This window comes from Streptomyces decoyicus, from assembly GCF_019880305.1.
Lineage (GTDB): Bacteria > Actinomycetota > Actinomycetes > Streptomycetales > Streptomycetaceae > Streptomyces > Streptomyces decoyicus.
Genome location: NZ_CP082301.1, coordinates 6,017,366 through 6,041,148, shown reverse-complemented (window position 1 = coordinate 6,041,148; position 23,783 = coordinate 6,017,366). Strand labels below are relative to the sequence as shown.

General features: G+C 70.8%; 19 protein-coding genes. 8 read left to right on the top strand and 11 right to left on the bottom strand.

The genetic code is table 11. The features are described from left to right. Nucleotides 1–99: 99 nt before the first annotated feature. Nucleotides 100–1,122: an adenosine deaminase gene (locus K7C20_RS26745; RefSeq protein WP_030087457.1), complete on the top strand. Its 1,023-nt coding sequence runs from the start codon at nucleotides 100–102 to the stop codon at nucleotides 1,120–1,122. A gap of 134 nt (nucleotides 1,123–1,256) precedes the next feature. On the opposite strand, the gene K7C20_RS26740 is transcribed toward K7C20_RS26745, so the two are convergent. After that, nucleotides 1,257–2,438: an ABC transporter substrate-binding protein gene (locus K7C20_RS26740; protein ID WP_053210228.1), complete on the bottom strand. Its 1,182-nt coding sequence runs from the start codon at nucleotides 2,436–2,438 to the stop codon at nucleotides 1,257–1,259. A 133-nt stretch (nucleotides 2,439–2,571) separates the two neighbouring features. After that, nucleotides 2,572–4,026 (bottom strand): gamma-aminobutyraldehyde dehydrogenase, encoded by a 1,455-nt coding sequence (locus K7C20_RS26735; RefSeq protein ID WP_030087461.1) that lies wholly within the window; start codon nucleotides 4,024–4,026, stop codon nucleotides 2,572–2,574. A 170-nt stretch (nucleotides 4,027–4,196) separates the two neighbouring features. Between K7C20_RS26735 and K7C20_RS26730 the strand changes: the two genes are divergently transcribed. From K7C20_RS26730 to K7C20_RS26710, 5 genes are all read left to right on the top strand, one after another. Beyond that, nucleotides 4,197–4,691 carry an Lrp/AsnC family transcriptional regulator gene (locus tag K7C20_RS26730; RefSeq protein WP_030087463.1) on the top strand — a complete coding sequence of 165 codons (495 nt, stop codon included), beginning with the start codon at nucleotides 4,197–4,199 and terminating at the stop codon, nucleotides 4,689–4,691. A gap of 2 nt (nucleotides 4,692–4,693) precedes the next feature. After that, nucleotides 4,694–6,055: an aspartate aminotransferase family protein gene (locus K7C20_RS26725; protein ID WP_030087465.1), complete on the top strand. Its 1,362-nt coding sequence runs from the start codon at nucleotides 4,694–4,696 to the stop codon at nucleotides 6,053–6,055. A gap of 214 nt (nucleotides 6,056–6,269) precedes the next feature. After that, on the top strand, nucleotides 6,270–7,010 hold the full coding sequence (locus tag K7C20_RS26720) for an ABC transporter ATP-binding protein (RefSeq protein ID WP_030087467.1): 741 nt from the start codon (nucleotides 6,270–6,272) through the stop codon (nucleotides 7,008–7,010). After that, nucleotides 6,992–8,161, top strand: a complete 1,170-nt coding sequence (locus tag K7C20_RS26715; RefSeq protein WP_053210227.1) for a hypothetical protein — start codon at nucleotides 6,992–6,994, stop codon at nucleotides 8,159–8,161. Before K7C20_RS26720 ends, K7C20_RS26715 begins: the two co-directional genes overlap by 19 nt. Nucleotides 8,162–8,325: 164 nt before the next feature. Beyond that, on the top strand, nucleotides 8,326–9,483 hold the full coding sequence (locus K7C20_RS26710) for an LOG family protein (protein ID WP_245171749.1): 1,158 nt from the start codon (nucleotides 8,326–8,328) through the stop codon (nucleotides 9,481–9,483). 125 nt (nucleotides 9,484–9,608) lie between these two features. Here the strand turns inward: K7C20_RS26710 and K7C20_RS26705 are convergent, their stop codons facing one another. Beyond that, nucleotides 9,609–12,143 carry an SCO7613 C-terminal domain-containing membrane protein gene (locus tag K7C20_RS26705; protein ID WP_053210225.1) on the bottom strand — a complete coding sequence of 845 codons (2,535 nt, stop codon included), beginning with the start codon at nucleotides 12,141–12,143 and terminating at the stop codon, nucleotides 9,609–9,611. A gap of 367 nt (nucleotides 12,144–12,510) precedes the next feature. Between K7C20_RS26705 and K7C20_RS26700 the strand changes: the two genes are divergently transcribed. Continuing rightward, the gene (locus K7C20_RS26700) at nucleotides 12,511–13,440 is read left to right on the top strand and encodes a DMT family protein (RefSeq protein ID WP_053210224.1); all 930 of its coding nucleotides are present in this window, start codon (nucleotides 12,511–12,513) and stop codon (nucleotides 13,438–13,440) included. Nucleotides 13,441–13,445: 5 nt separating this feature from the next. Here the strand turns inward: K7C20_RS26700 and K7C20_RS26695 are convergent, their stop codons facing one another. The 4 genes from K7C20_RS26695 to rlmN form a co-directional block, all read right to left on the bottom strand. Continuing rightward, the gene (locus K7C20_RS26695) at nucleotides 13,446–14,519 is read right to left on the bottom strand and encodes an ABC transporter ATP-binding protein (protein WP_030087475.1); all 1,074 of its coding nucleotides are present in this window, start codon (nucleotides 14,517–14,519) and stop codon (nucleotides 13,446–13,448) included. Next, nucleotides 14,520–16,250 (bottom strand): ABC transporter permease, encoded by a 1,731-nt coding sequence (locus tag K7C20_RS26690; RefSeq protein ID WP_400843148.1) that lies wholly within the window; start codon nucleotides 16,248–16,250, stop codon nucleotides 14,520–14,522. Beyond that, nucleotides 16,226–17,299 (bottom strand): thiamine ABC transporter substrate-binding protein, encoded by a 1,074-nt coding sequence (locus tag K7C20_RS26685; protein ID WP_030087481.1) that lies wholly within the window; start codon nucleotides 17,297–17,299, stop codon nucleotides 16,226–16,228. The genes K7C20_RS26690 and K7C20_RS26685 overlap by 25 nt, the downstream gene beginning before the upstream one ends. 257 nt (nucleotides 17,300–17,556) lie before the next feature. Further along, the gene (gene rlmN, locus K7C20_RS26680; protein WP_030087483.1) at nucleotides 17,557–18,663 is read right to left on the bottom strand and encodes a 23S rRNA (adenine(2503)-C(2))-methyltransferase RlmN; all 1,107 of its coding nucleotides are present in this window, start codon (nucleotides 18,661–18,663) and stop codon (nucleotides 17,557–17,559) included. Between the two features lie 402 nt (nucleotides 18,664–19,065). On the opposite strand from rlmN, the gene K7C20_RS26675 reads away from it, so the two are divergent. Then, on the top strand, nucleotides 19,066–19,287 hold the full coding sequence (locus K7C20_RS26675; RefSeq protein ID WP_030087485.1) for a hypothetical protein: 222 nt from the start codon (nucleotides 19,066–19,068) through the stop codon (nucleotides 19,285–19,287). A 768-nt stretch (nucleotides 19,288–20,055) separates the two neighbouring features. On the opposite strand, the gene K7C20_RS26670 is transcribed toward K7C20_RS26675, so the two are convergent. The 4 genes from K7C20_RS26670 to tsf all read right to left on the bottom strand — a co-directional run bounded on the left by K7C20_RS26670 (nucleotide 20,056) and on the right by tsf (nucleotide 23,727). Next, nucleotides 20,056–21,225 (bottom strand): phosphatidate cytidylyltransferase, encoded by a 1,170-nt coding sequence (locus K7C20_RS26670; protein WP_030087487.1) that lies wholly within the window; start codon nucleotides 21,223–21,225, stop codon nucleotides 20,056–20,058. Further along, the gene (gene frr, locus K7C20_RS26665) at nucleotides 21,225–21,782 is read right to left on the bottom strand and encodes a ribosome recycling factor (RefSeq protein ID WP_030087489.1); all 558 of its coding nucleotides are present in this window, start codon (nucleotides 21,780–21,782) and stop codon (nucleotides 21,225–21,227) included. Before frr ends, K7C20_RS26670 begins: the two co-directional genes overlap by 1 nt. A gap of 175 nt (nucleotides 21,783–21,957) precedes the next feature. After that, the gene (gene pyrH, locus K7C20_RS26660) at nucleotides 21,958–22,728 is read right to left on the bottom strand and encodes a UMP kinase (protein WP_030087491.1); all 771 of its coding nucleotides are present in this window, start codon (nucleotides 22,726–22,728) and stop codon (nucleotides 21,958–21,960) included. Nucleotides 22,729–22,890: 162 nt separating this feature from the next. Next, complete coding sequence (gene tsf, locus K7C20_RS26655) at nucleotides 22,891–23,727, bottom strand: translation elongation factor Ts (RefSeq protein WP_030087493.1); 837 nt, start codon at nucleotides 23,725–23,727, stop codon at nucleotides 22,891–22,893. Nucleotides 23,728–23,783: the final 56 nt, after the last annotated feature.

Here is a 23,783-nt window from a genome sequence, read left to right as displayed (position 1 = left end):
GCCGGTGTGCGGCCCTCTCCCCCACGGCCCCGCCCGGCCCGCTTAGCATGACCTGGACCCTCCGCGCACCCCGGCGCACCCCTTGACCAGGAGGAACCGTTGCCCGATCTCGATGCCTTCATTGCGGACCTGCCCAAGGCGGAGCTGCACGTCCACCACGTCGGATCGGCCTCACCGCGTATCGTCGCCGAACTGGCGGCGCGGCACCCGGACTCCGCCGTCCCCTCCGACCCCGAAGCGCTGGTCGACTACTTCTCCTTCCGCGACTTCGCGCACTTCATCGAGGTCTACCTCTCCGTCGTGGACCTGATCCGCAACGCCGAGGACGTCCGGCTGCTGACGTACGAGGTCGCCCGGGACATGGCCCGGCAGAACATCCGCTACGCCGAGCTGACCCTCACCCCCTTCAGCTCGACCAGGCGCGGCATCCCCGACGCCGCGTACGTCGAGGCCATCGAGGACGCCCGCAAGGCGGCGGAGTCCGAACTGGGCGTGGTGCTGCGCTGGTGCTTCGACATCCCCGGTGAGGCGGGCCTGGAGGCCGCCGAGGAGACCGCCCGTATCGCGTGCGACCTACAGCCCGAGGGCCTGGTCTCGTTCGGGCTCGGCGGCCCCGAGATCGGTGTCCCCCGCCCGCAGTTCAAGCCGTACTTCGACCGCGCCATCGCCGCCGGTCTGCACTCCGTGCCGCACGCCGGGGAGACCACGGGCCCCGGCACGATCTGGGACGCGCTCACGGAGCTCCGCGCCGAGCGCATCGGCCACGGCACCAGCGCCGTCCAGGACCCGAAGCTGCTGGCCCATCTCGCCGAGCACCGCATCCCGCTGGAGGTCTGCCCCACCTCCAACATCGCCACTCGCGCGGTGCGCACCCTGGAGGAGCACCCCCTCAAGGAGATGGTCGACGCGGGCGTGCTGGTCACCATCAACAGCGACGACCCGCCGATGTTCGGCACCGACCTCAACACCGAATACGGCGTCGCCGCCCGGCTGTTGGGGCTGGACGCCGGCGGTGTGGCCGGCCTCGCCAGGAACGCCGTCGCCGCCTCCTTCATGGACACCGCCGCCAAGACACGGCTCACGGCCGAGATCGACAGCTACACGGCATCGTGGCGCGGATAGCCACACCGGCTGCCGGGCGCTGACCGCGACCGGCTGCCGGGCGTTGACCGCCCGCTGTGGCCGCGCCGGCCCGACAAAGGCCGGGGCGGCGCGGCCGGCGGCCACAACGGACACCCACCCGCCTCCCGCCGCCCCTACAACCCCACGATCGCGTTCCACTCCTTGGCGAATTCGGTCCGCTCCTTGGAGGTGATGTCGCGGGCGATGGCCAGCCGCTTGCGCATCGCGTCGTCGGGGAAGATCAGCGGATCCTCGGCGAGTGCGGCCCGCTCCTTGTCCTTGGAGGCGGCCAGCACCTCGCGCGCGGCCGGTACGGGACAGACGTAGTTGACCCAGGCGGCCAGCTCCGCGGCGACCTCCGGCCGGTAGTAGTAGTCGATCAGCCGCTCGGCACTGCGCTTGTGCTCCGCGAGATCGGGGATCAGCAGGCTCTCCGCCCAGAGTTCGGCGCCCTCCTGCGGCACCACGAACTCGATGTCCGGGTTGTCCGCCTGGAGCTGGATCACATCGCCCGAGTAGGCCTGCGCGGCGAGCACATCCCCGGAATCCAGGTCCTTGATGTAGTCGTTTCCGGTGAACCGCCTGATGTGGCCCCGGCTCACCAGGCGGCGGATCCGGTCGGTCATCCGGTGGAAGTCGTCGGCCGTCCAGCGGGTGATGTCCACCCCGTCCCCCTGCATCAGCAGCGCGAACGATTCATCGAGCCCGGACAGCAGGGTGACCCGCCCGCGCAGATCGTCCTTCCACAGGTCGGAAGTGTGCCGGATCTCCCGGCCGAGCTTCTTGCGGTTGTAGGCGATGCCGGTGATCCCGGACTGCCAGGGCACGGAGTGCAGACGGCCCGGATCGAAGTGCGGGGTGCGCAGCAGCGGGTCGAGGTGCTCGGCGACGTGCGGCTGGGCCGCCCGGTCCATCTTCTGGACCCACCCCAGCCGTACAAACCGGGCGCACATCCAGTCACTGATGACGATCAGGTCCCGGCCGGTGCTCTGGTGGCTCATCAGCGCGGGGCTGATCTTGCCGAAGAACTCGTCGTTGTCGTTGATCTCCTCGGTGTACGTGACGGAGATCCCGGTGCGCCGCTCGAAGGCGTCGAGGGTGGGCCGGCGCTGCTCGTGGTGGTCGTCGACGTCGATGTAGAGCGGCCAGTTCGCGAAGACGATCTTCCCGTCCCGCGCCGAACGGTCCGCGCTTTGGCGGTCCGCCTCCTTGACGTACGCGGGCGGCACCCCGCAGCCGGTCATGGCGGCCAGCGCCCCCGTCACACCCGTTGCGCCCATACCCCGGAGCAGCGCCCGCCGCGAAAGATCAGCCATGGCGAGCACTCTCACGTGCCGCGGGCGGAGGCGGCAAGAGACAGAGCGTCAGTTGCCGGGCCTCCGCCCGCGACGGTGTGTCGAGCGTTCCGTGCCGCTCGACGGCGGGGGTCCCCCGCCTCAGCCGGCCTGTTCAGCCGTCCAGCGAGGTCATCACGTGCTTGATGCGGGTGTAGTCGTCGAAGCCGTAGGCCGAAAGGTCCTTGCCGTAGCCGGACTTCTTGAATCCGCCGTGCGGCATCTCGGCGACCAGCGGGATGTGGGTGTTGATCCACACACAGCCGAAGTCGAGGCTCTTGGACATCCGCATGGCGCGGGCGTGGTCCTTGGTCCACACCGAGGACGCCAGCGCGTACTCGACGCCATTGGCCCACTGGACCGCCTGCTTCTCGTCGGAGAAGGACTGGACGGTGATGACCGGGCCGAAGACCTCCTGCTGGACGATCTCGTCGTCCTGCTTGAGGCCCGAGACGACGGTCGGGGCGAAGAAGTAGCCCTTGTCGCCGACCTGTTCGCCGCCCGCCTCGATCTTGGCGTGCGCGGGCAGCCGCTCGATGAAGCCCTTGACCTGCTTGAGCTGGTTGGCGTTGTTCAGCGGCCCGTAGAGCACGTCCTCGTCGTCGACCGCGCCGGTCTTGGTCTCCGCGGCGGCCTTGGCCAGCGCGGAGACGAACTCGTCGTGGATGGACTCGTGGACCAGGACGCGGGTGGCGGCCGTACAGTCCTGGCCGGCGTTGAAGTAGCCGGCGACCGAGATGTCCTCGACGGCCTTGGCGATGTCGGTGTCCTCGAAGACCACGACCGGCGCCTTGCCGCCCAGCTCCAGGTGGACCCGCTTGAGGTCCTTGGAGGCGGACTCGGCGACCTGCATACCGGCCCGCACGGAGCCGGTGATCGAGGCCATCGCGGGGATCTTGTGCTCGACCATCAGGCGGCCGGTCTCGCGGTCACCGCAGATGACGTTGAACACGCCGCGGGAGTGGCCGAGTTCGTCCAGCACGCTGCCGATGATGTCAGCGATCAGCACCGTGGAGGCCGGGGTGGTGTCGGACGGCTTGATGACGACGGTGTTGCCCGCGGCCAGCGCCGGGGCGAACTTCCACACGGCCATCATCATCGGGTAGTTCCACGGCGCGACCTGGGCGCAGACGCCGACCGGCTCGCGGCGGATGATGGAGGTGAAGCCCTCCATGTACTCGCCGGCCGCGCGGCCCTCCAGCATCCGGGCGGCACCCGCGAAGAAGCGGATCTGGTCCACCATCGGCGGGATTTCCTCGGACCGTACGAGCGCGATCGGCTTGCCGCAGTTCTCGGACTCGGCGGCGATCAGCTCCTCAGCCCGCTCCTCGAAGCGGTCGGCGATCTTGAGCAGGACCTTCTGGCGCTCGGCCGGGATCAGGTCGCGCCACGCGGGGAAGGCGGCCTCGGCGGCGGCCATCGCCGCGTCCACGTCGGCGGCGGCCGAGAGCGGGGCGGTGGCGTATGCCTCACCCGTGGCGGGGTTGACCACCTCCGTGGTCCGCCCGTCGGCGGCGTCCCGGAACTCCCCGTCGATGTAGTTGCGCAGACGACGCAGTGCGGTGGTCACTGTGCGCCCCCTTCAGTCAGAAGTCTGGTGGTTTGAACATCCACCCTAGCCATGGAACCCACGTTTTCAACACACCCGCCACCCGAGAACAACGGAATCGGTGAAATTTCGATCGCGACACGACTAATTTCATCGTCTGGGGGTTGCAAGACAGACGAGGCTCGTGCACAGTGAACGACGTGGCGGCCTCTCGAAACAGTCATGACAGAACCGGAACCCCGACGATCGACTCCGTCTCCCTGGCGATCATCGAGCAGCTCCAGGAGGACGGGCGCCGTCCGTACGCCGCGATCGGCAAGGCCGTCGGCCTGTCCGAAGCGGCGGTACGCCAGCGCGTACAGAAACTGCTCGACCAAGGCGTGATGCAGATCGTCGCGGTCACCGACCCCCTCACGGTCGGTTTCCGTCGGCAGGCAATGGTCGGCATCAACGTCGAAGGTGACCTCGACCCCGTGGCCGACGCCCTGACGACCATGGAAGAGGTCGAGTACGTCGTCATGACGGCAGGCTCCTTCGATCTCCTCATCGAGATCGTCTGCGAGGACGACGACCACCTTCTGGAAATGATCAACAAGCGGATCCGGACGCTTCCCGGCGTCCGGACCACCGAGAGCTTCGTGTACCTCAAGCTCCGGAAGCAGACCTACACCTGGGGAACGAGATAACGATGAGCGGCGACCTCTCCAAGACGGCCTACGACCACCTGTGGATGCACTTCACCCGCATGTCGTCGTACGAGAATGCCCCCGTGCCCACGATCGTGCGCGGTGAGGGCACCAACATCTACGACGACAAGGGCAAGCGCTACATCGACGGTCTCGCCGGCCTGTTCGTGGTCAACGCCGGCCACGGCCGGGTCGAGCTCGCCGAGACCGCCTACAAGCAGGCCCAGGAGCTGGCCTTCTTCCCGGTGTGGTCCTACGCCCACCCCAAGGCCGTGGAGCTCGCCGAGCGCCTGGCCCACCACGCCCCGGGCGACCTCAACAAGGTCTTCTTCACCACCGGTGGCGGCGAGGCCGTCGAGACCGCCTGGAAGCTGGCCAAGCAGTACTTCAAGCTCGTCGGCAAGCCGATGAAGCACAAGGTGATATCCCGCGCGGTGGCCTACCACGGCACCCCGCAGGGCGCCCTGTCCATCACCGGCCTGCCCGGCCTGAAGGCCCCCTTCGAGCCGCTGGTCCCCGGCGCGCACAAGGTGCCGAACACCAACATCTACCGCGCCCCGATCCACGGCGAGGACCCCGAGGCCTTCGGCCGCTGGGCCGCCGACCAGATCGAGCAGCAGATCCTCTTCGAGGGCCCCGAGACCGTCGCCGCGGTCTTCCTGGAGCCGGTGCAGAACGCCGGCGGCTGCTTCCCGCCGCCGCCCGGGTACTTCCAGCGGGTCCGCGAGATCTGCGACCAGTACGACGTGCTGCTCGTCTCCGACGAGGTCATCTGCGCCTTCGGCCGCCTCGGCACGATGTTCGGCTGTGACAAGTTCGGCTACGTCCCGGACATGATCACCTGCGCCAAGGGCATGACCTCGGGCTACTCCCCGATCGGCGCCTGCATCATCTCCGACCGCCTGGCCGAGCCGTTCTACAAGGGCGACAACACCTTCCTGCACGGCTACACCTTCGGCGGCCACCCGGTCTCCGCGGCCGTCGGCGTCGCCAACCTCGACATCTTCGAGCGCGAGGGCCTCAACAAGCACGTCCTCGACAACGAGGGCAACTTCCTGAACACCCTCCAGAAGCTGCACGACCTGCCGATCGTCGGCGACGTCCGCGGCAACGGCTTCTTCTACGGCATCGAGCTCGTCAAGGACAAGACCACCAAGGAGTCCTTCAACGACGAGGAGACCGAGCGCGTCCTGTACGGCTTCCTCTCCAAGGCGCTGTACGACAACGGTCTCTACTGCCGCGCCGACGACCGTGGCGACCCGGTCATCCAGCTCGCCCCGCCGCTGATCGCCGACCAGCCGGTCTTCGACGAGATCGAGCAGATCCTGCGGTCCGTCCTCACCGAGGCCTGGACCAAGCTCTGATCCCCGGGCCGCCACCCGGTACAGCCCTGCACAACTGAACACCCAACGGCCCGGATTCACTCACTTCAAGCCATACGAGTGAATCTGGGCCGTTGTGCTGCCAAGCGTCGAATACCGGGGGTCACCAGTCTTTACCGTGCTAGTGACCGATACCCTCCATGGTCGTTCACCCGGTCGGGGGAACGATTCGACGCCTACAACAAGAGGTGCGCAGATGGTGGCCCCGCCTGACAACGACGTTCTCTGGGCCCGCGGCCTGCACCACACGCACGGCGGCACCTCCGCCCTCGCCGGAGTCTCCGTCGGCGTCCGCGAAGGCGAGATCCTCGCCGTCACCGGCCCGCGCGGCAGTGGCAAGACCACCCTCCTGAAATGTCTCTCCGGTCAACTCGTCCCGTCCGAGGGCGAGATCTGGTTCAACAGCGCCCCCGTGCACACGCTCTCCTCCCCGAGCCGCGAACGGCTGCGTCTGGACCGGTTCGGCTGGATCGACACCGAACCGCACCTCGTCCCCGAGCTCACCGCCTGGGAGAACGCCGCCCTCCCCCTCCTGCTCCGCGGCACCGGCACCCGCTCCGCCAAGCACACCGCCGTGGAATGGCTGGACCGCCTCGACGTCGGGATGTGCGCGGGCCGCCGCCCCCGGCAGCTCGACCAGTCCCAGCGCCAGCGCGTCGCCATCGCCCGTGCGCTCGCCACGACCCCCCAGGTGCTGTTCGCCGACGAGCCGACCGCCCCGCTGCACCGCTCCGACGGCACCCAGGTACTGCGCACCCTCACCACCGCGGCCCGCTCGCACCAGATCACCGTCGTCCTGGCGACCCATGACCCCGATGTCGCCACGCTCGCCGACCGGTCCCTCGCGCTCCTCGACGGCCGCCCCTCGACCGCCGCGTCCGCCACCGACGGGTCCTCCGATGAGGAAAGCAGGGCAGCGTGCTCGCTCTCCGTCTAGCCCGCGGCTCGCACCCCCTCGTCCTGCTGCGCCGCCTCGCCGTCTCCGTCGCGGCGGCCGGCACCGGCTTCCTGCTGCTCTCCACCGTCGGCCACGCCGCGGGGCACCCGTCCGCGGCCGACGAGTCACTGGTACGCCTGCTGTGGTGCACGGCCCCGCTCGCCGCCACCGCCCAGTTCGCGGTGTCCACGGCCCGTACGGATCCCGCCGCCCGCCTCCAGCGCGGTATGACCGCCGCCGGCCTGGGCCCGCTCCGTCTCACCCTGCTCGCCACGGTCTCCACGACGCTGACCTGCTTGCTCGGCGTCTTCCTCGCCCTGCTGGTCTTCCTCCGGCTCCGCGGTGACCTCGGCGGCCCGTCCGCTGCCGGATTCGACGCCGACCTGCTCGGGGCCGGCCATCCGGTGCCGCTCGTCGGCGCCCTGATGCTGCTGGCGATCGTGCCGCTGACCGCCGCGGCCGCGACCGCCTTCGCGCTGCGCCCCCGCCACGAGGCAGGCGCCGCCGAGACCGGAGACGAGGTCCGCCCCAGGACCGCCCCGCCCTCCGGTCTCCCGTGGGGTATCGCGCTGGCCGCGGCCGGCCTGGCGATCGAGGCGTACACCAGCCGCGGCACCGGCGCCCACGGCGGACTGCTGCCGCTCCCCGGCCGGCTGATCGGCAGCCCTCCCGGTGTGCTGGCCGGCTGGGCGCTGTCGGCCTTCGGCCTCGTGCTGGCCGGCCCCGGCCTGGTGCATCTGTGCGGCCGGCTCCTCTGCGCCGGCCGGCCCGGCGCACTGCGCCTGCTGTCCGGGCGGGTGCTCCAGGAGGAGTCACACCGCCTCGGCCGCCCGCTGGGGGTCCTGTGCGCGGTCACCTCCGCCGCGTACGCCGCCATGAAGGTGTACGAGGCCTCGCCCTCCCGTCCTTTCGGTCCGCTCACCGCGGTCGGCGCGGCGGTCGTCCTGGCCTGTGTCACCGCCAGCGCGCTCACCGCCGCACTGGAGTCCCGCTCGGCCCGCGCCCACACCACTGCCGCCCTCCGCCGCCTGGGCGCCTCCGCCTCCGTCCTCCACCGCGCCGCGGCCCTGCGCGCCGTGGCCCTGGTGATCGTCCTGGCTCCGCTGACCTGGACGGTCGCGGAAATGGCCACGCTTCCGCTGGTGCATTGAGCTGAGCGGGCGGGGGCCGGGGCCCCGGCGGGGCTCACGGACTCCCATGCTCCGGGCCCCGTGTGCCCGGGGCCCGGAGCGCACGCGGGAGCCGCCGGTCGCACGGCGCCGGGACGGGCACCTCGGCCCCCGGGCCGGGGGACCGCGGTCCTAACATGACGGACGTGCAGTCGAATTCTCAGCCCTCAGCGTCCCGCCGCCCCCGCGCCCACGACGACAACCGCGACCACGAGATCGAATCCCTGGCGGAGTTCGACCGGGTCATCGCCTCGGGCGGCCTCGCCGGACACCGCGTCCAGTCGGTCGATCTGACGGACCGTACGTTCGCGCTGCTCGGCGCGGACACCACGGGCTCCGTGTTCCTCGGCTGCGCCATGGAACCGGACGCCGCCGCCAAGGTACGAGCCGGGGGCGCCCTCGTCTTCCCGCCCGTACCGGGCCTGCCGTTCGACCCCTACCGGGGCGGCCTCTACAGCCCGGACGAACTCTTCGAGGGGCTGGCCGACGCCGGCTATGACGCCACCCCGGACGCCCGCTCGTACCACTGGTTCGAGCAGACCAAGGCGGACGGCGACATCTTCGCCTCGATGCTGCGGGGCATCCACGACGACGCCGTGTCCGATGCCCTGGACGAGCACCTCGCCGGTGCCCGGGTGGTGGGCGTCATGGGCGGCCATGCCCTGGAGCGCGGCTCCGCGGCGTACGCCGGCGCGGCCCGGCTCGGCCGCCGGCTGGCCCGCAACGGCCTGACCGTCGCGACCGGCGGCGGCCCCGGCGCGATGGAGGCGGCGAACCTCGGGGCGTACGCCGCGACCTTCGAGGACGGCATGCTCGACTCGGCGCTGGAACTCCTCGCCAAGGCGCCGCACTTCACGCCCTCGATCACGGAGTGGGCACGGGCCGCCTTCGACATACGGCGGAGTTGGCCCGGCGGCGGCACCTCGGCCGGCATCCCCACGTGGTTCTACGGACATGAGCCGCCGAACGCCTTTGCGTCCCACATAGCGAAGTACTTCGTCAACGCGGTGCGCGAGGACGGCCTGCTGGCGCGCTCCAATGCCGGCGTCGTCTTCCTCCCGGGCGCGGCCGGGACCGTACAGGAGATCTTCGACAACGCGACCCCGAACTACTACCAGTCGCGGGGCGGGCCGACCCCGATGGTGCTGGTGGACCGCGTGCACTGGACCGAGAAGCTCCCGGCCTGGCCGCTGCTCCAGGCGCTGGCGGCGGAGCGTCCGATGGCGGCCCGGATCGCGCTCGTCGACTCGGTGGACGAAGCCCCCGAGGCGCTGGCCCGCCTCACGGAGAGGGCGCCCTCCTGACCGGCGGCGCGCCCCTCCGGACGTCCAAGGCCCCGCTACCGCCTGGGTTTTGAGGAAAATCCCGCAGGCGCAGCTCAGGGCTTGCCTCCGTGCGCCACCGAAACGCAGGGGTCCGTGCCGGAGGCTCACCCCATGCTGCGCACCGTGTCACGCAGGCGTCGGGCTTCGTCGATCCGCTTCTCGTAGGTGGCCCCGAGCAGCAGCAGGAGCAGGCCGGCAGCGGCCAGCGGCACCCAGCGGGGGACGAGGCCGAGCACCTGGACCACGGTCGGGGCGAGTTCGTGCACCCCGACCAGCACGAGTACGCCGCTGCCGACGACCAGCGGCGCCTGCAGGCGGGTGCGTACCCCGACCACGGTGGCGAGCAGCGCCGCCGTGCCCAGGAGCAGCGGGCGCACCCAGTTCCCGTCGTTGAACGCGGTGCCGAGGCTGGGGAGCATGGTCGCGCTCAGCCCCGCCCCGTAGGCGGGCCAGGAACCCGTCTCCGGGGTGCTCGTACGGCGGCGGTGGCCGATGACCAGTGCGGCTGCCGTGACCGGGAGCGTGTACGCCTCGGGGAAGGTGACGCCCGCCAGGGCGAGGCGCACCCAGGAGGAGGCGATGAGCAGGGCGGTTCCGGCGAGTGCGGCGCGGCGGCGGTCCGGGCGCAGCGCGATGGCCAGGCCCGCGACCCCGGACACGGCGAGGGCGACGCTCAGCGCGTCGGGGTGAGGGGCCGTCAGAGCGAGGGCGGCCGCGGCAAGGCCATACCCGGCGCCCTCGACGGCCGTGGAGACCTGCTCGCGCCCCGGGATCCGGTGCCACGCCGCTGCGGCGCAGGCGGCAAGGGCCGCGACCGCGAGCACCGCGAAGGCGGCGAGGTGTCCGGGCAGGCCGGCGGTGAGTCCGGACGCGACCGCCTCGACGCCCAGGGCGAGGACGGCGAACGCCCCCGCGGCACGCGCCGTCGCGCGCTCGGCGGGCGAGGCGGTCGGTGCCGAGAGGACGTGGGCGAGTACCGCGGCCGACGCGGCGAAGGTCCCGCACACCGCGAGCACGGCGGCCCGGTCGGCCGACGACCACAGCAGGGCGAGCCCGCCGCTCGCGGCCAGCGCCAGCAGCCGCGGTACGAGTGCGGCGCCCGGCCGGCGCACGACGTCCACCGCTACGGCGACGGTCACCACCGCGGCGGCCGCAAGCACCCAGGCGTACGGCAGCCCCACCGCGACCGGCATCAGGAGCAGTGCGGGGACGGCGGCCAGTGCCGCGGCGTTGCGCAGCGCGTTCGCCAGTCGGTCCAGGTGCCCGTCACCGACGGCACGGGCACGGAGTACGGCCATGGTGGCCAGGGCGGAGGCGGCCAGCCAGAGCACGAACAGCGGCGCGGTCGCGAGCTGCCAGCTCCACCGCGGCGGGTGGCCGTCGAGCCAGAGCGTGATGCCGGGGACGACGGGCCGGGTGAGGGCGTGCACGAGTTCCGGCAGCACCACCACACCGGTCAGCAGCAGCATGGCTGAGGCGGCGGCCAGCTCGCCCGCCGCAGCCGCGGCTTCGGGCAGCGGCGCGCACAGGCCGCCCCCGGCAGGCTTCGCCCACCGGCCGCTCCGCGCGCAGGACACCGCCGCCCACACCATGACGAGCGCGGCCGGTGCCGCGTATCCGGCCACGTCCCAGCCCGGGGGCACGACGTGGCGCAGGCCGGCGCCGACCGCCACGATCAACGCCACGGCGGCCACGCCCTCGGCGCCGGAGCGCAGCGCGAACGGCAGCGTGCGGAAGCCGCGGCACAGCGCCATCCCCAGAAGCGCCAGCAGCCCCAACGGCACCCAGGCCCGCACCACTTCGGCCGGCGCCGAGGCGCTCACCGCGTGCGCCGTCGCGAGCGCCCCGCCCAGCAGCGCCCACCCGCCGCCGATCACCCTGGCCCCCGTGACCAGGGTGGTGGCAGCTCGTGCACCGCCCAGCCGGTCGCGGAACCCGGCAGGCCCGGTGGCGGCGTGTGCGGCCGGCGCGTACAGGGCCGCGAAGTCCATCGCGGCGGTGGCGATCATCGCGGTCGCATAGTCCTCCACCGCTCCGCCCGAGGCCGTGGTGCCCAGGAGGCCCGGCAGCTGTGCTGTCAGGAATCCCACGGGCAGCGGGATCCGTAGCCGCTGCCACCAGCCGTAGGCCGCTGCCCCCACCGCCGTCAGCGTGGTGACCACCGCCCAGTAGCCCGCCGGCCCGACGCGGTCCAGACCGCCGAGTCCGGCCTGCCGGGCGGCGTAGGCGTCCAGGAGCACCAGGGCGAGTCCCACCGCGGCCGAAGCCTCGGCGGTGGCCGTGAGCTGCCGCCGTCGCAGCGGACGGGGCAGTGCGAGCGCACACGCGGTCAGCGCGAGCAGGATGGCGGCCCGCCCGCCGATGCCCAGCCGTCCCCAGCTCACCACGGTGAACACCAGCGCGGCCACGACCACCAGCACCCCGCCGACGATCAGCAGCGCGGTCCGGGCGGACGGCGCGGAGATCTCCCGCACCGAAGCACCCGCCTCGCCCACCGGAACGCCCAAGGGAACGCTCACCTGCGTCCCCGCAGGTGCGTCCCGGCGTACCCGCAGCGCGGCCAGCAACTCGTGCTGCCGCTGCGCCAGCCACTGCCTGCGTGCGTCCAGCGCGCGCAGCTCTCCTGTGACCTGCCACAACGCCAGGGCATCCGGCCCGGTCAGGGGCAGCCGGCATCGGGCGCACCAAGCGGGCGGACGTGACCCCAGAGGCATTCCGCAGTCCGGGCAACCCGGCGATTCCGTGTGCATGGCGCGAGTATGCGTAGTCTGGTCGGCCGCGGCATGAGTACCGGTACTCATGCCGCTCTGAGGCCCGGGGCCGATCCCCATCGCCCGGCTCCGGGACGGAGGCGCACTTTCCCGCCACGGTTTCCTCCGGGCCCACCGCCTCGGTGCGCCGGTCACTCGGTGTACTGCCCACCCGAGGCAACTCCCGTCCTGAAATGCGCGTCTGCCAGGCCGGGCAACGAACAGTAAGACAGACAGCGGGCGAACGGAGCTCTTGGTGATCATCGGCCTTCTGACGGCGGTAGCGGCATCGGCCTGCTACGGCACGGGTTCGGTCCTCCAGGCGGTGGGTTCACGCAAGTCCGCCCGCCAGGAGGCGGCCAAGGCATCGAGCGCCGGTGTCACCCAACACGGCGGCCCCAGCCTGTCCTCCACCGCGAAAGCCGCCGTGACGTGGGAGTTCATGGTCGGCACCGTGCTGGACTTCATAGGGTTCGGACTCGGCGCGCTGGCCGCCAGGCTGCTGCCGCTGTTCCTTTCCCAGACCGTGATCAGCGCCAACCTCGTGATCACTGCCGTACTGAGCATCAAGCTCCTCGGCATCCGGCTCAACCGGGCGGAGTGGACCTCCATCGGCGTGGTGTGCGGGGCGTTGGTGCTGCTGGCCACGGCCGCCGGTCCGGAAGGCAGCGGCCACACACCGATCGCCGCACACTGGTGGCTGCTCGCCGCCTCGGTCGTGCTCATCGGCGGCGGCACCCTGCTCGTGCGGCTGCTCGGCGGCCGGGCGGCGATCCTCGCGGGCCTGCTCTCCGGTCTGGGCTTCGGCGCGCTCGGTGTCGGCGTACGGGTACTGAACGGGGTGGCCCCCTTCCACCTGCCGTCCCTGCTCGGCGACCCCGCCCTGTACGCGATTCTGGTGGCCGGTATCGGGGGGATGTATCTGCACACCGTCGCCCTCCAGATCGGCTCGGTGAACGGTGCCACGGCGGCGCTGGTGGTCGGCGAGACGGTGGTCCCCGGCATGCTCGGGGTGCTGTGGCTGGGCGACTCCTCCCGTCCGGGCTTCGCCTGGGTCGCCGCCCTCGGGTTCGTGGTGGCCGTGGCCGGTGCCGTCGCGGTCGCCTGGTTCGGCGAACCGGAGCCGGAGACGGAGCCCGGCTCGCCGGCCGCCGGTGAGCGGCAGACGGAGGTGGCGGCCCGCTGAGGTCGTCAGCCCGCCGTGCCCGGGGCGTCCAGCACCACCACGTCCTGCGCCGCGAAGGCGATGCCCACCCTCGCCCCCACCTCCGGCGCGTCCCGCAGCGCGCAGGCCGCCTCCACCTGCGGTCCCCCGGCCGGCCGGAGCAGCAGCGCGACATGGGTACCGCGGAAGGTACGGGCGGCGACCGTGCAGGGCAGGCCCTCCGGGGCGGCCGTCAGCCGTACCCCGGCCGGCCGGACGAGCAGGCGGCACGGCCCGTCCGCCGTACCGTCCGGGACCGGCACCTTGCCCCAGGGGGTGGCGGCGGCCTCGCCCTGCACCGTCGCCTCGACCACATTGTCGAAGCCGAGGAAACGGGCGACGAATTCCGTGGCGGGCCGCTGCCAGACCTCCAACGGAGTGCCGGTCTGCGCGATCCGGCCGTCCTGCATCACCACGACCCGGTCGGCGAGCGCAAAGGCCTCCCCCTGGTCGTGGGTGACCGCGAGGACCGTGGTGCCCAATTCACGGAAGAGGCGGCGGAGTTCGACGACCAGCCGTTCGCGCAGCCCGCGGTCGAGCTGGCCGAGGGGCTCGTCCAGCATCAGCAGGCGGGGGCGGGGGGCCAGCGCGCGGGCCAGCGCGACCCGCTGCTGTTCGCCGCCGGACAGGGAGGCCACCGCGCGCCGCTGGGCGCCCGGCAGCCCGACGAGGTCCAGCAGTCCGGCGACCGTACGCTCCCGGTCGCCGCGTGCGGAGCGCCGCATCCGCAGCCCGAAGGCGACATTTCCCTCGACATCGCGCTGCGGGAAGAGCTGGTGGTCCTGGAACATCATGCCGACGCCGCGGCGGTGTGTGGGCACCCCGGCCTGCTCGCGCCCCTCCAGCAACACCTGTCCCGCGTCGGCCTGTTGGAGCCCGGCGACCACTCTCAGCAGAGTGGACTTGCCGCTGCCGCTCGGCCCCAGGACGCATACGATTTCGTGTGCCGCGACGTCCAGATCCACCGCGTCCAGCGCGGGACGTCCCGCCGTGCCGAAGCGGACGGTCACCCCGCCCAGCCGTAGCAGCTCCTGCGCCGTGGTCCCGGCCCGTGACGTCATCTAGAACTCCCCGGAATGGTCGGCGGGGCGCAGGCGCTCCAGCACCAGCAAGGCGCCCGCGCACACCACCATCAAGACGGTCGACAAGGCCATCGCCTGCCCGTAGTTGAGCTCTCCCGCACGTCCCAGCAGCCGCGCCACCGCGACCGGCAGCGTCGGCTGGTCCGGCCGTGCGATGAAGACCGTCGCGCCGAACTCACCGAGCGAGACGGCGAAGGCGAAGCCCGCGGCGATCAGCAGGGCCCGCCGCACCATCGGCAGGTCGACCTCGCGCCACACCCGCCACGGCGAGGCACCGAGCACGGCGGCCGCCTCCCGCAGCCGCCCGTCGATCGCCCGCAGGACCGGCAGCATCGTCCGGACCACGAACGGCACCCCCACCAGCGCCTGGGCGAGCGGCACCAGCCACCACGAGGCACGCAGATCGAGCGGAGGCGCGTCGAGACTGATCAGAAACCCGAAGCCGACGGTCACCGCGGAGACTCCGAGGGGCAGCATCAGCAGCGCGTCGAAGCCGCGGACGAACCGGCCGGCGAGGGGTGTCCGCCCGGACGGGCCCCTGCGGAGCCGGGGCAGGGTCAGCGCGGCGGCCGCCAGCCCGCCCACCACCAGCGCGATCGCCGTGGCCGCGGCCGCGTAGGCGAGGGAGTTCCACAGGGCGTCGAGGGGCGCGACGGTGAAGGTGCTGTCGGCGGAGGCGGCGGACCGCAGCGAGGTGTAGAACACCGCTCCGTAGCCGTCCGGGCCGGCGAACGACCGCTCCACGAGCACGACCAGCGGCGCGATCAGCAGGACGGTGATGACGGCGAGGGTCCCCCACAGCAGCGTCCACTGGCCGCGGCCGCGCGGCCGGTGTGCGGTCCGGGACGGCGCCACGAGCCGCAGCGCGGATTCCCGCCGCCGCACCGTCCAGGCGTGCAGCGCCAGCACGCCCAGCACCGCCGCGAACTGGATCAGGGTGAGGACGGCGGCCGTCGGCAGATCCAGGAAATCCGCGGTCTGCCGGTAGATCTCCACCTCCAGCGTCGAGAAGGTGGGCCCGCCCAGAATCTGCACCACCCCGAAGGAGGTGAAGGTGAAGAGGAAGACCATCAGCGCGGCGGCCGCGACGGCGGGCCCCAGGGCCGGCAGCGTCACCCGCCGCCAGGCCTCGAACCGGCCGGCTCCCAGCACCCGCGCCGCCTCTTCCTGGCGCGGGTCGAGCTGCCCCCAGAGCCCGCCGACGGTCCGTACGACCACGGCGTAGTTGAAGAAGACATGCGCCAGCAGAATCGCCCACACCGAGGTGTCCAGGCGCAGGCCCCACAGCTCGTCCAGCAGCCCGCCCCGCCCGACCAGTGCCAGGAAGGCCGAGCCGACGACGACGGTCGGCAGCACGAACGGCACGGCCACCACCGCCCGCAGCAGCTGTTTGCCGGGGAAGTCGAAACGCGCGAAGACATAGGCGCCGGGCAGGGCGATCAGCAGCGTCAGCGCCGTGGACGCGGCCGCCTGCCAGACGGTGAACCACAGCACCTGCACGACATCCGGGTCGCCGAGCACCGCCCCGAACCGGGCGAGCTGCCACTGCCCGCCGTCCTTCAGCCCCCGCCCGACGATCGCCACGACCGGATAGGCGAAGAACAGCGCGAAGAAGGCGAGCGGCAGCGCCATCAGGCCGAGCCGCACCGCCGTTCCCCGCGCGGGCCGGGGGCGCCGGCTGCGGGCTACTTCAGAACGAGCGAGGACCACTGCTTGATCCACTGTTCGCGGTTCTTGGTGATCGTCGCCGGAGGCAGCGTCGTCGGCTTGTCGATCGCGGCGCCGTACTTGGTGAACAGCTCCGGCACCTTGGCGTCCTTGCGCGCCGGGTTGACGAACATCTTCAGCGGTACGTCCTCCTGGAACTCCTTGCTCACCAGGAAGTCCAGCAGCGCCTTACCGCCCTTCTCGTTCTTCGCGCCCTTGAGCAGGCCGCCGAACTCGATCTGGCGGAAGCAGGTGCCCGTGGCGACCCCGGTGGGTGCCTCCTCGGGCGCGGGCTTCTTGCCGAGCACCTCGACCGGCGGGCTGGAGGCGTAGGAGACCACCAGCGGCTTGTCGCCCTTGCCCTTGCCGGCCGCGGAGCCCGAGAACCGCTCGTAGTAGGCCTGCTCCCAGCCGTCGACGACCTCGACGCCGTTGGCCTTGAGCTTCTTCCAGTAGTCCTGCCAGCCGTCCTGCCCGTACTTGGCGATGGTGCCGAGCTGGAAGGCGAGCCCCGGGGAGGAGGTGGCGGAGTTCTCCGTGACCAGCAGCCCCTTGTACCGGGGCTTGAGCAGATCGTCGAAGGTCTTCGGCGGCGCGGTCTTGTGCCGGGCGAAGTAGCCGCGGTCGTAGTTGACGCAGATGTCGCCGTAGTCGAGCGGGGTGACGCGGTGCTCGCCCTTGTCGAGCTGAAGCCCGGCCGGCACGTTCGCCAGGCCCTTGGCCTCGTACGGGCTGAAGACGCCCTCGTTCAGACCGCGCGAGAGCAGGGTGTTGTCGATGCCGAAGAACACATCGCCCTGGGGGTTGCCCTTGGACAGGATCGCCTGGTTGACGGCCTTGCCGGCGTCCCCGCCCTTGAGGATCTTGACCTTGTAGCCGCTCTCCTTCTCGAAGGCGGCCAGGACGGACTTGGAGACGTTGAACGAGTCATGGCTGACGAGCGTGACGGTCTTGGCGTCCGCACCACCGCCCGGCGTACCGCAGGCGGCGAGCGCGGCTATCCCGACCGCGGCGGCGACCGCCGAGACGGTGATCCTGCTGGTGATGCTCACTGATTTCCTCCTGGCTGGCCAGGAAGAGACGCGGCCCCGCCCGGTGTCCGCGGCTCTCGACGTCGGAGGACGTACGGAGGCGGATCCGGGCGGGGCGCAACAGCATGAGTGACGACCGAACTTCCTACCCGGAATGACCCGGGCGAGGTTCAAGGGTCTGCGGGCACCGTAGGACTACGACGCTTCCGCACTCTCAGCGCTGTGGCGCTCCCCTGTCGGAATGTGCATTTGTTCGATCACACGGTACCAGCGGGCGGTCAGCGCTCCGAGGCTGCGAGCTGTCCGCAGGCGCCGTCGATCTCCTGGCCGCGGGTGTCACGAACGGTCACCGGAACCCCGTGCGCCTCGATGGCCTGGACGAACGCCTTCTCATCCTCGGGCCGCGAGGCGGTCCACTTCGAGCCGGGCGTCGGGTTCAGCGGAATCAGATTCACATGGACCCGCTTCCCCTTCAGCAGCCGGCCCAGCAGGTCACCGCGCCACGCCTGGTCGTTGATGTCGCGGATCAGCGCGTACTCGATCGAAATCCGCCGCCCGGACTTCTCCGCGTACTCCCACGCCGCGTCCAGCACCTCACGCACCTTCCAGCGCGTGTTGACGGGCACCAGGGTGTCGCGCAGCTCGTCGTCGGGCGCATGCAGCGACACCGCCAGCCGGCACTTGAACCCTTCGTCGGCGAACCGCAGCATCGCCGGGACCAGCCCGACCGTGGAGACGGTGATCCCCCGCTGGGACAACCCCAGCCCATCGGGCTCCGGGTCGGTCAGCCGGCGGATCGCCCCGACCACCCGCTTGTAGTTGGCGAGCGGCTCGCCCATCCCCATGAAGACGATGTTGGACAGCCGCGCGGGCCCGCCCGGCACCTCGCCGTCGCGCAGTGCCCGCATCCCGTCGACGATCTGGTGCACGATCTCGGCGGTCGACAGGTTCCGGTCCAGTCCCGCCTGCCCCGTCGCGCAGAACGGACAGTTCATTCCGCACCCGGCCTGCGAGGAGATGCACATGGTGACCCGGTCCGGGTAGCGCATCAGCACGGACTCGACGAGCGTGCCGTCGTGCAGCTTCCACAGGGTCTTGCGCGTGGTGTCGTCGTCACACGAGATGTGCCGCATGACCTTCATCAGGTCCGGCAGCAGCTCGCTCGCCAGCTTCTCGCGCGCCGCCGCGGGAATGTCGGTCCACTGCGCCGGGTCGTGCGCATAACGGGCGAAGTAGTGCTGCGACAGCTGCTTGGCGCGAAACGGCTTCTCCCCGATCGCGGCCACCGCTTCGCGACGCTCGACGGGGCTGAGGTCGGCAAGGTGCCGCGGGGGCTTCTTGGCCCCGCGCGGCGCAACGAAAGTGAGTTCTCCGGGTGCAGGCATGGTCCGTCCAGTGTGGCAGATCGTTTACGGGGGCACAGGCCGGAGCTGCGAGGGGGAAGTCACCCGCTGACCCTTATGTCCATGGCGGTCTCCTCGCACGGCCCACAGACGGCCAACGGACGGCCGGGCTATCGGCTCCGCCTCGGCCTTGGCGGTCAACTGCGGTCGCTCCATGAGACCTGACAGGGGCGGACGGAAGCCTGCGATGCCCAAGGGACGGCGGCTACCGGAACGGCGGCGGGTGAAGCGACCCGAACCGCCGGGGTGGTGGTGCGTCCGCAGCCTCGCGGGGCCGGTGGACGGGGAAACCCGGTGAGCAGTGGCCGCCGGCGGAGATCTCGGCTTGGTTGCGTTAGCCGGCGTGTTAGGGGCAGCCCGCTCACCAGGCGCATACTGCTGATAATGACAAAGCCTGCCGTAGCCCGGCGCCATCTGCCGTCCAGCCCCTTCAAGCCCCCGGTCACGCGCCCTCCCAAGGAGTTCGCGCTAGGCGACCGGGTCACACACGATGAGCACGGCCTCGGCCGGGTGATCTCTATCGAGGATGAGATCGCCGTACTTGTCGACTTCGGTTCGCTCCAGGCACGGATCCTGAGCCCGTACAGCAAACTGTCCAAGCTCTGAGACCCTCGCGACGTTCGGGGCAGCCGCATGCTCAGCCACGATGGCGGGCTGCCCGGCGAAGCACGCCCGCTGCGCCAAGCCCCCTCGCGGCAGGAGCCGCTCCACAGCCGCTGCCCCTCGCGTCCTGCCCGACCACGCGATCGATCCTGAAGGATCCGCTGGAGGCCCGAAGTCTGCGTCGCCCTCCTCCTCGGATGCCGCAGCTGCCGCAGCTGCCTCAGCTGACGTGCCCTCGCCATCGGCCAAGGACGAGCCATACGCCGACGCCGTAAACGCCCGCGCTCCGGAACTCAGGCGGCAGAAGCCGACGACCCCGGCGTTCAGCGGCAGCTTTTCTGCACGGAGCGGCACATGGGCGACGGCCCACGAGCAGTGCTCACACCATCCAGGCGGCTGCCTACCCGGGAGGGAAGGCCCTGGCCGTCGTGGCCCAAGCACCTCCCGTCCACTGCCCTTCGCCCGTCCGCTGTGGCCTCAACCTTGAAGTAGCTGCTGGCCGTACCGGCAGCGCTGACGGCCCAGTCACGGCCCACGGCCCACACGAAAGCCCCTACCAGCAGCAAACCCGCTGGTAGGGGCCTCATGTCCCCCTCAGAGACCGACTTCTCCGGGTGCAGGCACAGTCCGTCCAGTGCGGCAGCCGCGCGAAGAGGGGCCTGCCACGTGGTGCGGCAGACCCCTCACGGGCCTCGGGAGGCCCGTCATACGTGCGGCAGCAGTCGGCGGGACAAAACCCGCTCCCCTGCCCTCACCTGCGAAACCCTGGGATCAGCCGGATCCCACAAAGATCACGAACAGCAGCCAGACGACCGGGGCGGTCGGCAGCAGGGAGTCGAGGCGGTCCATGATGCCGCCGTGACCGGGGAGCAGGGTCCCCATGTCCTTGATGCCGAGATCACGCTTGATCATGGACTCGCCGAGGTCGCCGAGAGTGGCGCTGGCGGCGACCGCGAGGCCGACCAGCAGGCCCTGCCACCAGGCGCCGTGCGCGATCAGGAACTGCATGCACAGCGCGCCGGCCACCATCGCGAAGAGCACCGCGCCGACGAGTCCCTCACGGGTCTTGCCGGGGCTGATGCGCGGCGCGAGCTTGTGCTTGCCGAACCGCCAGCCGACCGCGTACGCACCGGTGTCGCTGACGACGGTCAACAGCAGGAAGGTCAGCACCCGCTGCGGCCCGTCGGGCTCGGCAGCGAGCATCAGCGCCACGAACGTCGCGAGGAAGGGCACGTAGAACGCCGCGAAGACACCGGTGGTGACATCGCGCAGATAGTTCTCCGGCGCCTCGGTCATCCGCCAGACCAGGACGGCCAGCGCGGTCAGCGCCATCGCCACCCAGGCGCCCTCGGCACCGCGGACGTAGCCGGCGACCACCATGGCGGTGCCACCGACCGCGAGCGGCACCAGCGGCACCTTGATGTCCTTGCGCTCCGCCAGCCGCGAGGTCAGCTCCCACAGGCCCACGACAACGGCGATCGCTATCACGCCGATGAAGACAGGCTTGTAGACGAAGAGCGACGCAACGATGATCGCGCCGAGGCCGATGCCGACCCCTATCGCGGCGCGCAGGTTGCGGCCCGCGCTCTTCTTCTTCGGCTTCTCTGAGTCCGGCGAGCTGTCGGACCCGGAAAGAGAGGTGGGCATGGGCTCCTGCGGCTTTTCGTCGCGGAACAGGGGGCCGCTCAGTCGAGCAGCCCCCCGGTCGTCCAGGTGGTCCCGGTTATCCCGGATATCCCGATGTTCCCGGCCGTCGTCCTGGTGTCCGCCTGGCCCGGGCACGAAGGGCATGGGCCGAGGCTGCGCCGCGTCGCCCCAGTCGTGCACGGGACCCGCCGGGGCGGGGGGCGCCGCCCCGCGAAGCGAGGAGGCCGGTCCGTGATCGGGCGGTACCCATTGACCGGCGCCGGGCGGGGCGGCCCCCCAGGAAGACTCGTTCATCAGACCTCGAGGAGCTCGGATTCCTTGTGCTTGAGCAGCTCGTCCACCTGCGCGACGTACTTCGCGGTGGTGTCGTCGAGCTCCTTCTCGGCGCGACGCACCTCGTCCTCGCCGGTTTCCTTGTCCTTGACGAGCTTGTCGAGGGTCTCCTTGGCCTTGCGGCGCACGCTGCGGATCGAGATCTTCGCGTCCTCGCCCTTGTTCTTCGCGACCTTGATGAACTCCTTGCGGCGCTCCTCGGTCAGCTCGGGGAACGTCACCCGGATGATATTGCCGTCGTTGCTCGGGTTGACGCCGAGGTCGGAGTCACGGATGGCCTGCTCGATGTTGCGCAGCGCGCTCTTGTCGAACGGGGTCACCACGGCCATCCGCGGTTCGGGAACCGAGAACGACGCCAGCTGGTTGATCGGCGTCATCGCACCGTAGTAGTCCGCCACGATCTTGTTGAACATCGCCGGGTGCGCACGCCCGGTGCGGATCGCGGCGAAGTCCTCCTTGGCGACCACGACGGCCTTCTCCATCTTCTCCTCGGCCTCGAGGAGGATCTCTTCGATCACCACTTGCTCCTGGTCTTTTCGGTAAGAAGCAGAGCCTCGCCCCTGCCGCGCGTCTTCTCCTGCACGGTGTCCGACCGGCAGGCCGTTGTCCATCCCCGTACCGGGGTCTTCCCCGGTAGGGAAGCTGCCGCCCGTACAGGCCGATGCCCGGACGGAATCACGGCAGTTGGGGCCGTCAGGCCCGGGTGCCCTGATCGCTGACGAGCGTGCCGATCTTCTCACCCTTCACCGCGCGCGCGATGTTGCCCTCGGCGAGCAGTTCGAACACGAGGATCGGGAGCTTGTTGTCCCGGCACAGCGTGATGGCGGTGGCGTCGGCGATCTTCAGGTCCCGGGTGATGACCTCGCCGTATTCGAGGGCGTCGAACTTCACCGCGTCCGGGTTCTTCTTGGGGTCGGAGTCGTAGACCCCGTCCACCCCGTTCTTGCCCATCAGCATGGCCTCGGCGTCGATCTCCAGGGCGCGCTGGGCGGCGGTGGTGTCGGTGGAGAAGTAGGGCATGCCCATGCCGGCGCCGAAGATGACGACCCGGCCCTTCTCCAGATGGCGCACCGCACGCAGCGGAATGTACGGCTCCGCGACCTGTCCCATGGTGATCGCCGTCTGGACGCGGGAGTCGATGCCCTCCTTCTCCAGGAAGTCCTGGAGAGCCAGACAGTTCATGACCGTGCCGAGCATGCCCATGTAGTCGGAACGGGCCCGGTCCATGCCGCGCTGCTGGAGTTCGGCGCCGCGGAAGAAGTTTCCGCCGCCGATCACGATGGCGATCTCGTAGCCCTCGCGCACCACGGCGGCGATCTCGCGGGCCATCGCGTGCACGACATCGGGGTCGACGCCCAGTCCGCCGCCGCCGGCGAACGCTTCGCCCGACAGCTTCAGCAGGAAGCGTCGCCTGCCGCCGTGGCCGGGATGGTCTGTGTGCGCGCCGTCGGCACCGTGAATCATTGAGCTCTCCTCGTGCACATACGAAGAAGGCCATTGCCGTGGGTCTGGTTCAGATCCCTGTGCGGCAATGGCCTCCTCGTCACATCTGCGGCCGGCCGTTGAGCGGCCGACTGCGTACGACCCTAGCGGGGTCGCAGGTCATTCGCTGCCTTCGCGACAGGCTCAGATGCCGACCTTGATGCGCGCGAAGCGCTTCAGGGTGACACCGGCCTCCTGGAGGACCTTCTCGACGGACTTCTTGTTGTCGAGCGCGTACGGCTGACCGAGCAGCGTCGCGTCCTTGAAGAAGCCGTTGAGGCGACCCTCGACGATCTTCGGCAGGGCAGCCTCGGGCTTGCCCTCCGCACGCGTGGTCTCCTCGGCGACGCGGCGCTCGGCCTCGACGACCTCGGCCGGGACGTCGTCCTTGGAGAGGTACTTCGGGGCGAAGGCGGCGATGTGCTGCGCGACGCCCTTGGCGACCTCGGCGTTCTCCTTGTCGAGCTCGACAAGGACACCGATCTGCGGCGGCAGGTCGGGCATGGTGCGGTGCATGTAGACCGACACGAAGCCGTCGGAGAACTGCGCGAAGCGGTCCAGGACGATCTTCTCGCCGAGCGTGGCGTTGGCCTCGTCGACGAACGCCTGGACGGTCTTGCCGGCCGCGATCTCGGAGGCGAGCAGGGCCTCGATGTCGGCCGGAGAGGTCTTCGCGATGTGCGCGGCGATCTCGTTGGCGACGGCCTGGAACTTCTCACCCTTGGCGACGAAGTCCGTCTCGCACTTCAGCTCGACGATGACACCGGAGGCGTTGTCGTCGGCGACCAGGGAGACCACGGCGCCGTTCTCGGCGGAGCGGCCCTCGCGCTTGGCGACGCCCTTCTGGCCCTTGATACGCAGCGCCTCGACGGCCTTGTCGACGTTGCCCTCGGCCTCGTCCAGGGCCTTCTTGCAGTCCATCATGCCGGCGCCGGTGAGCTCGCGGAGCTTCTTGACGTCAGCGGCGGTGTAGTTCGCCATGGTCTGTGAATCTCTTCTCGAAATCTCGAAGTCGAAAGATCTACGGGTGGACGGCG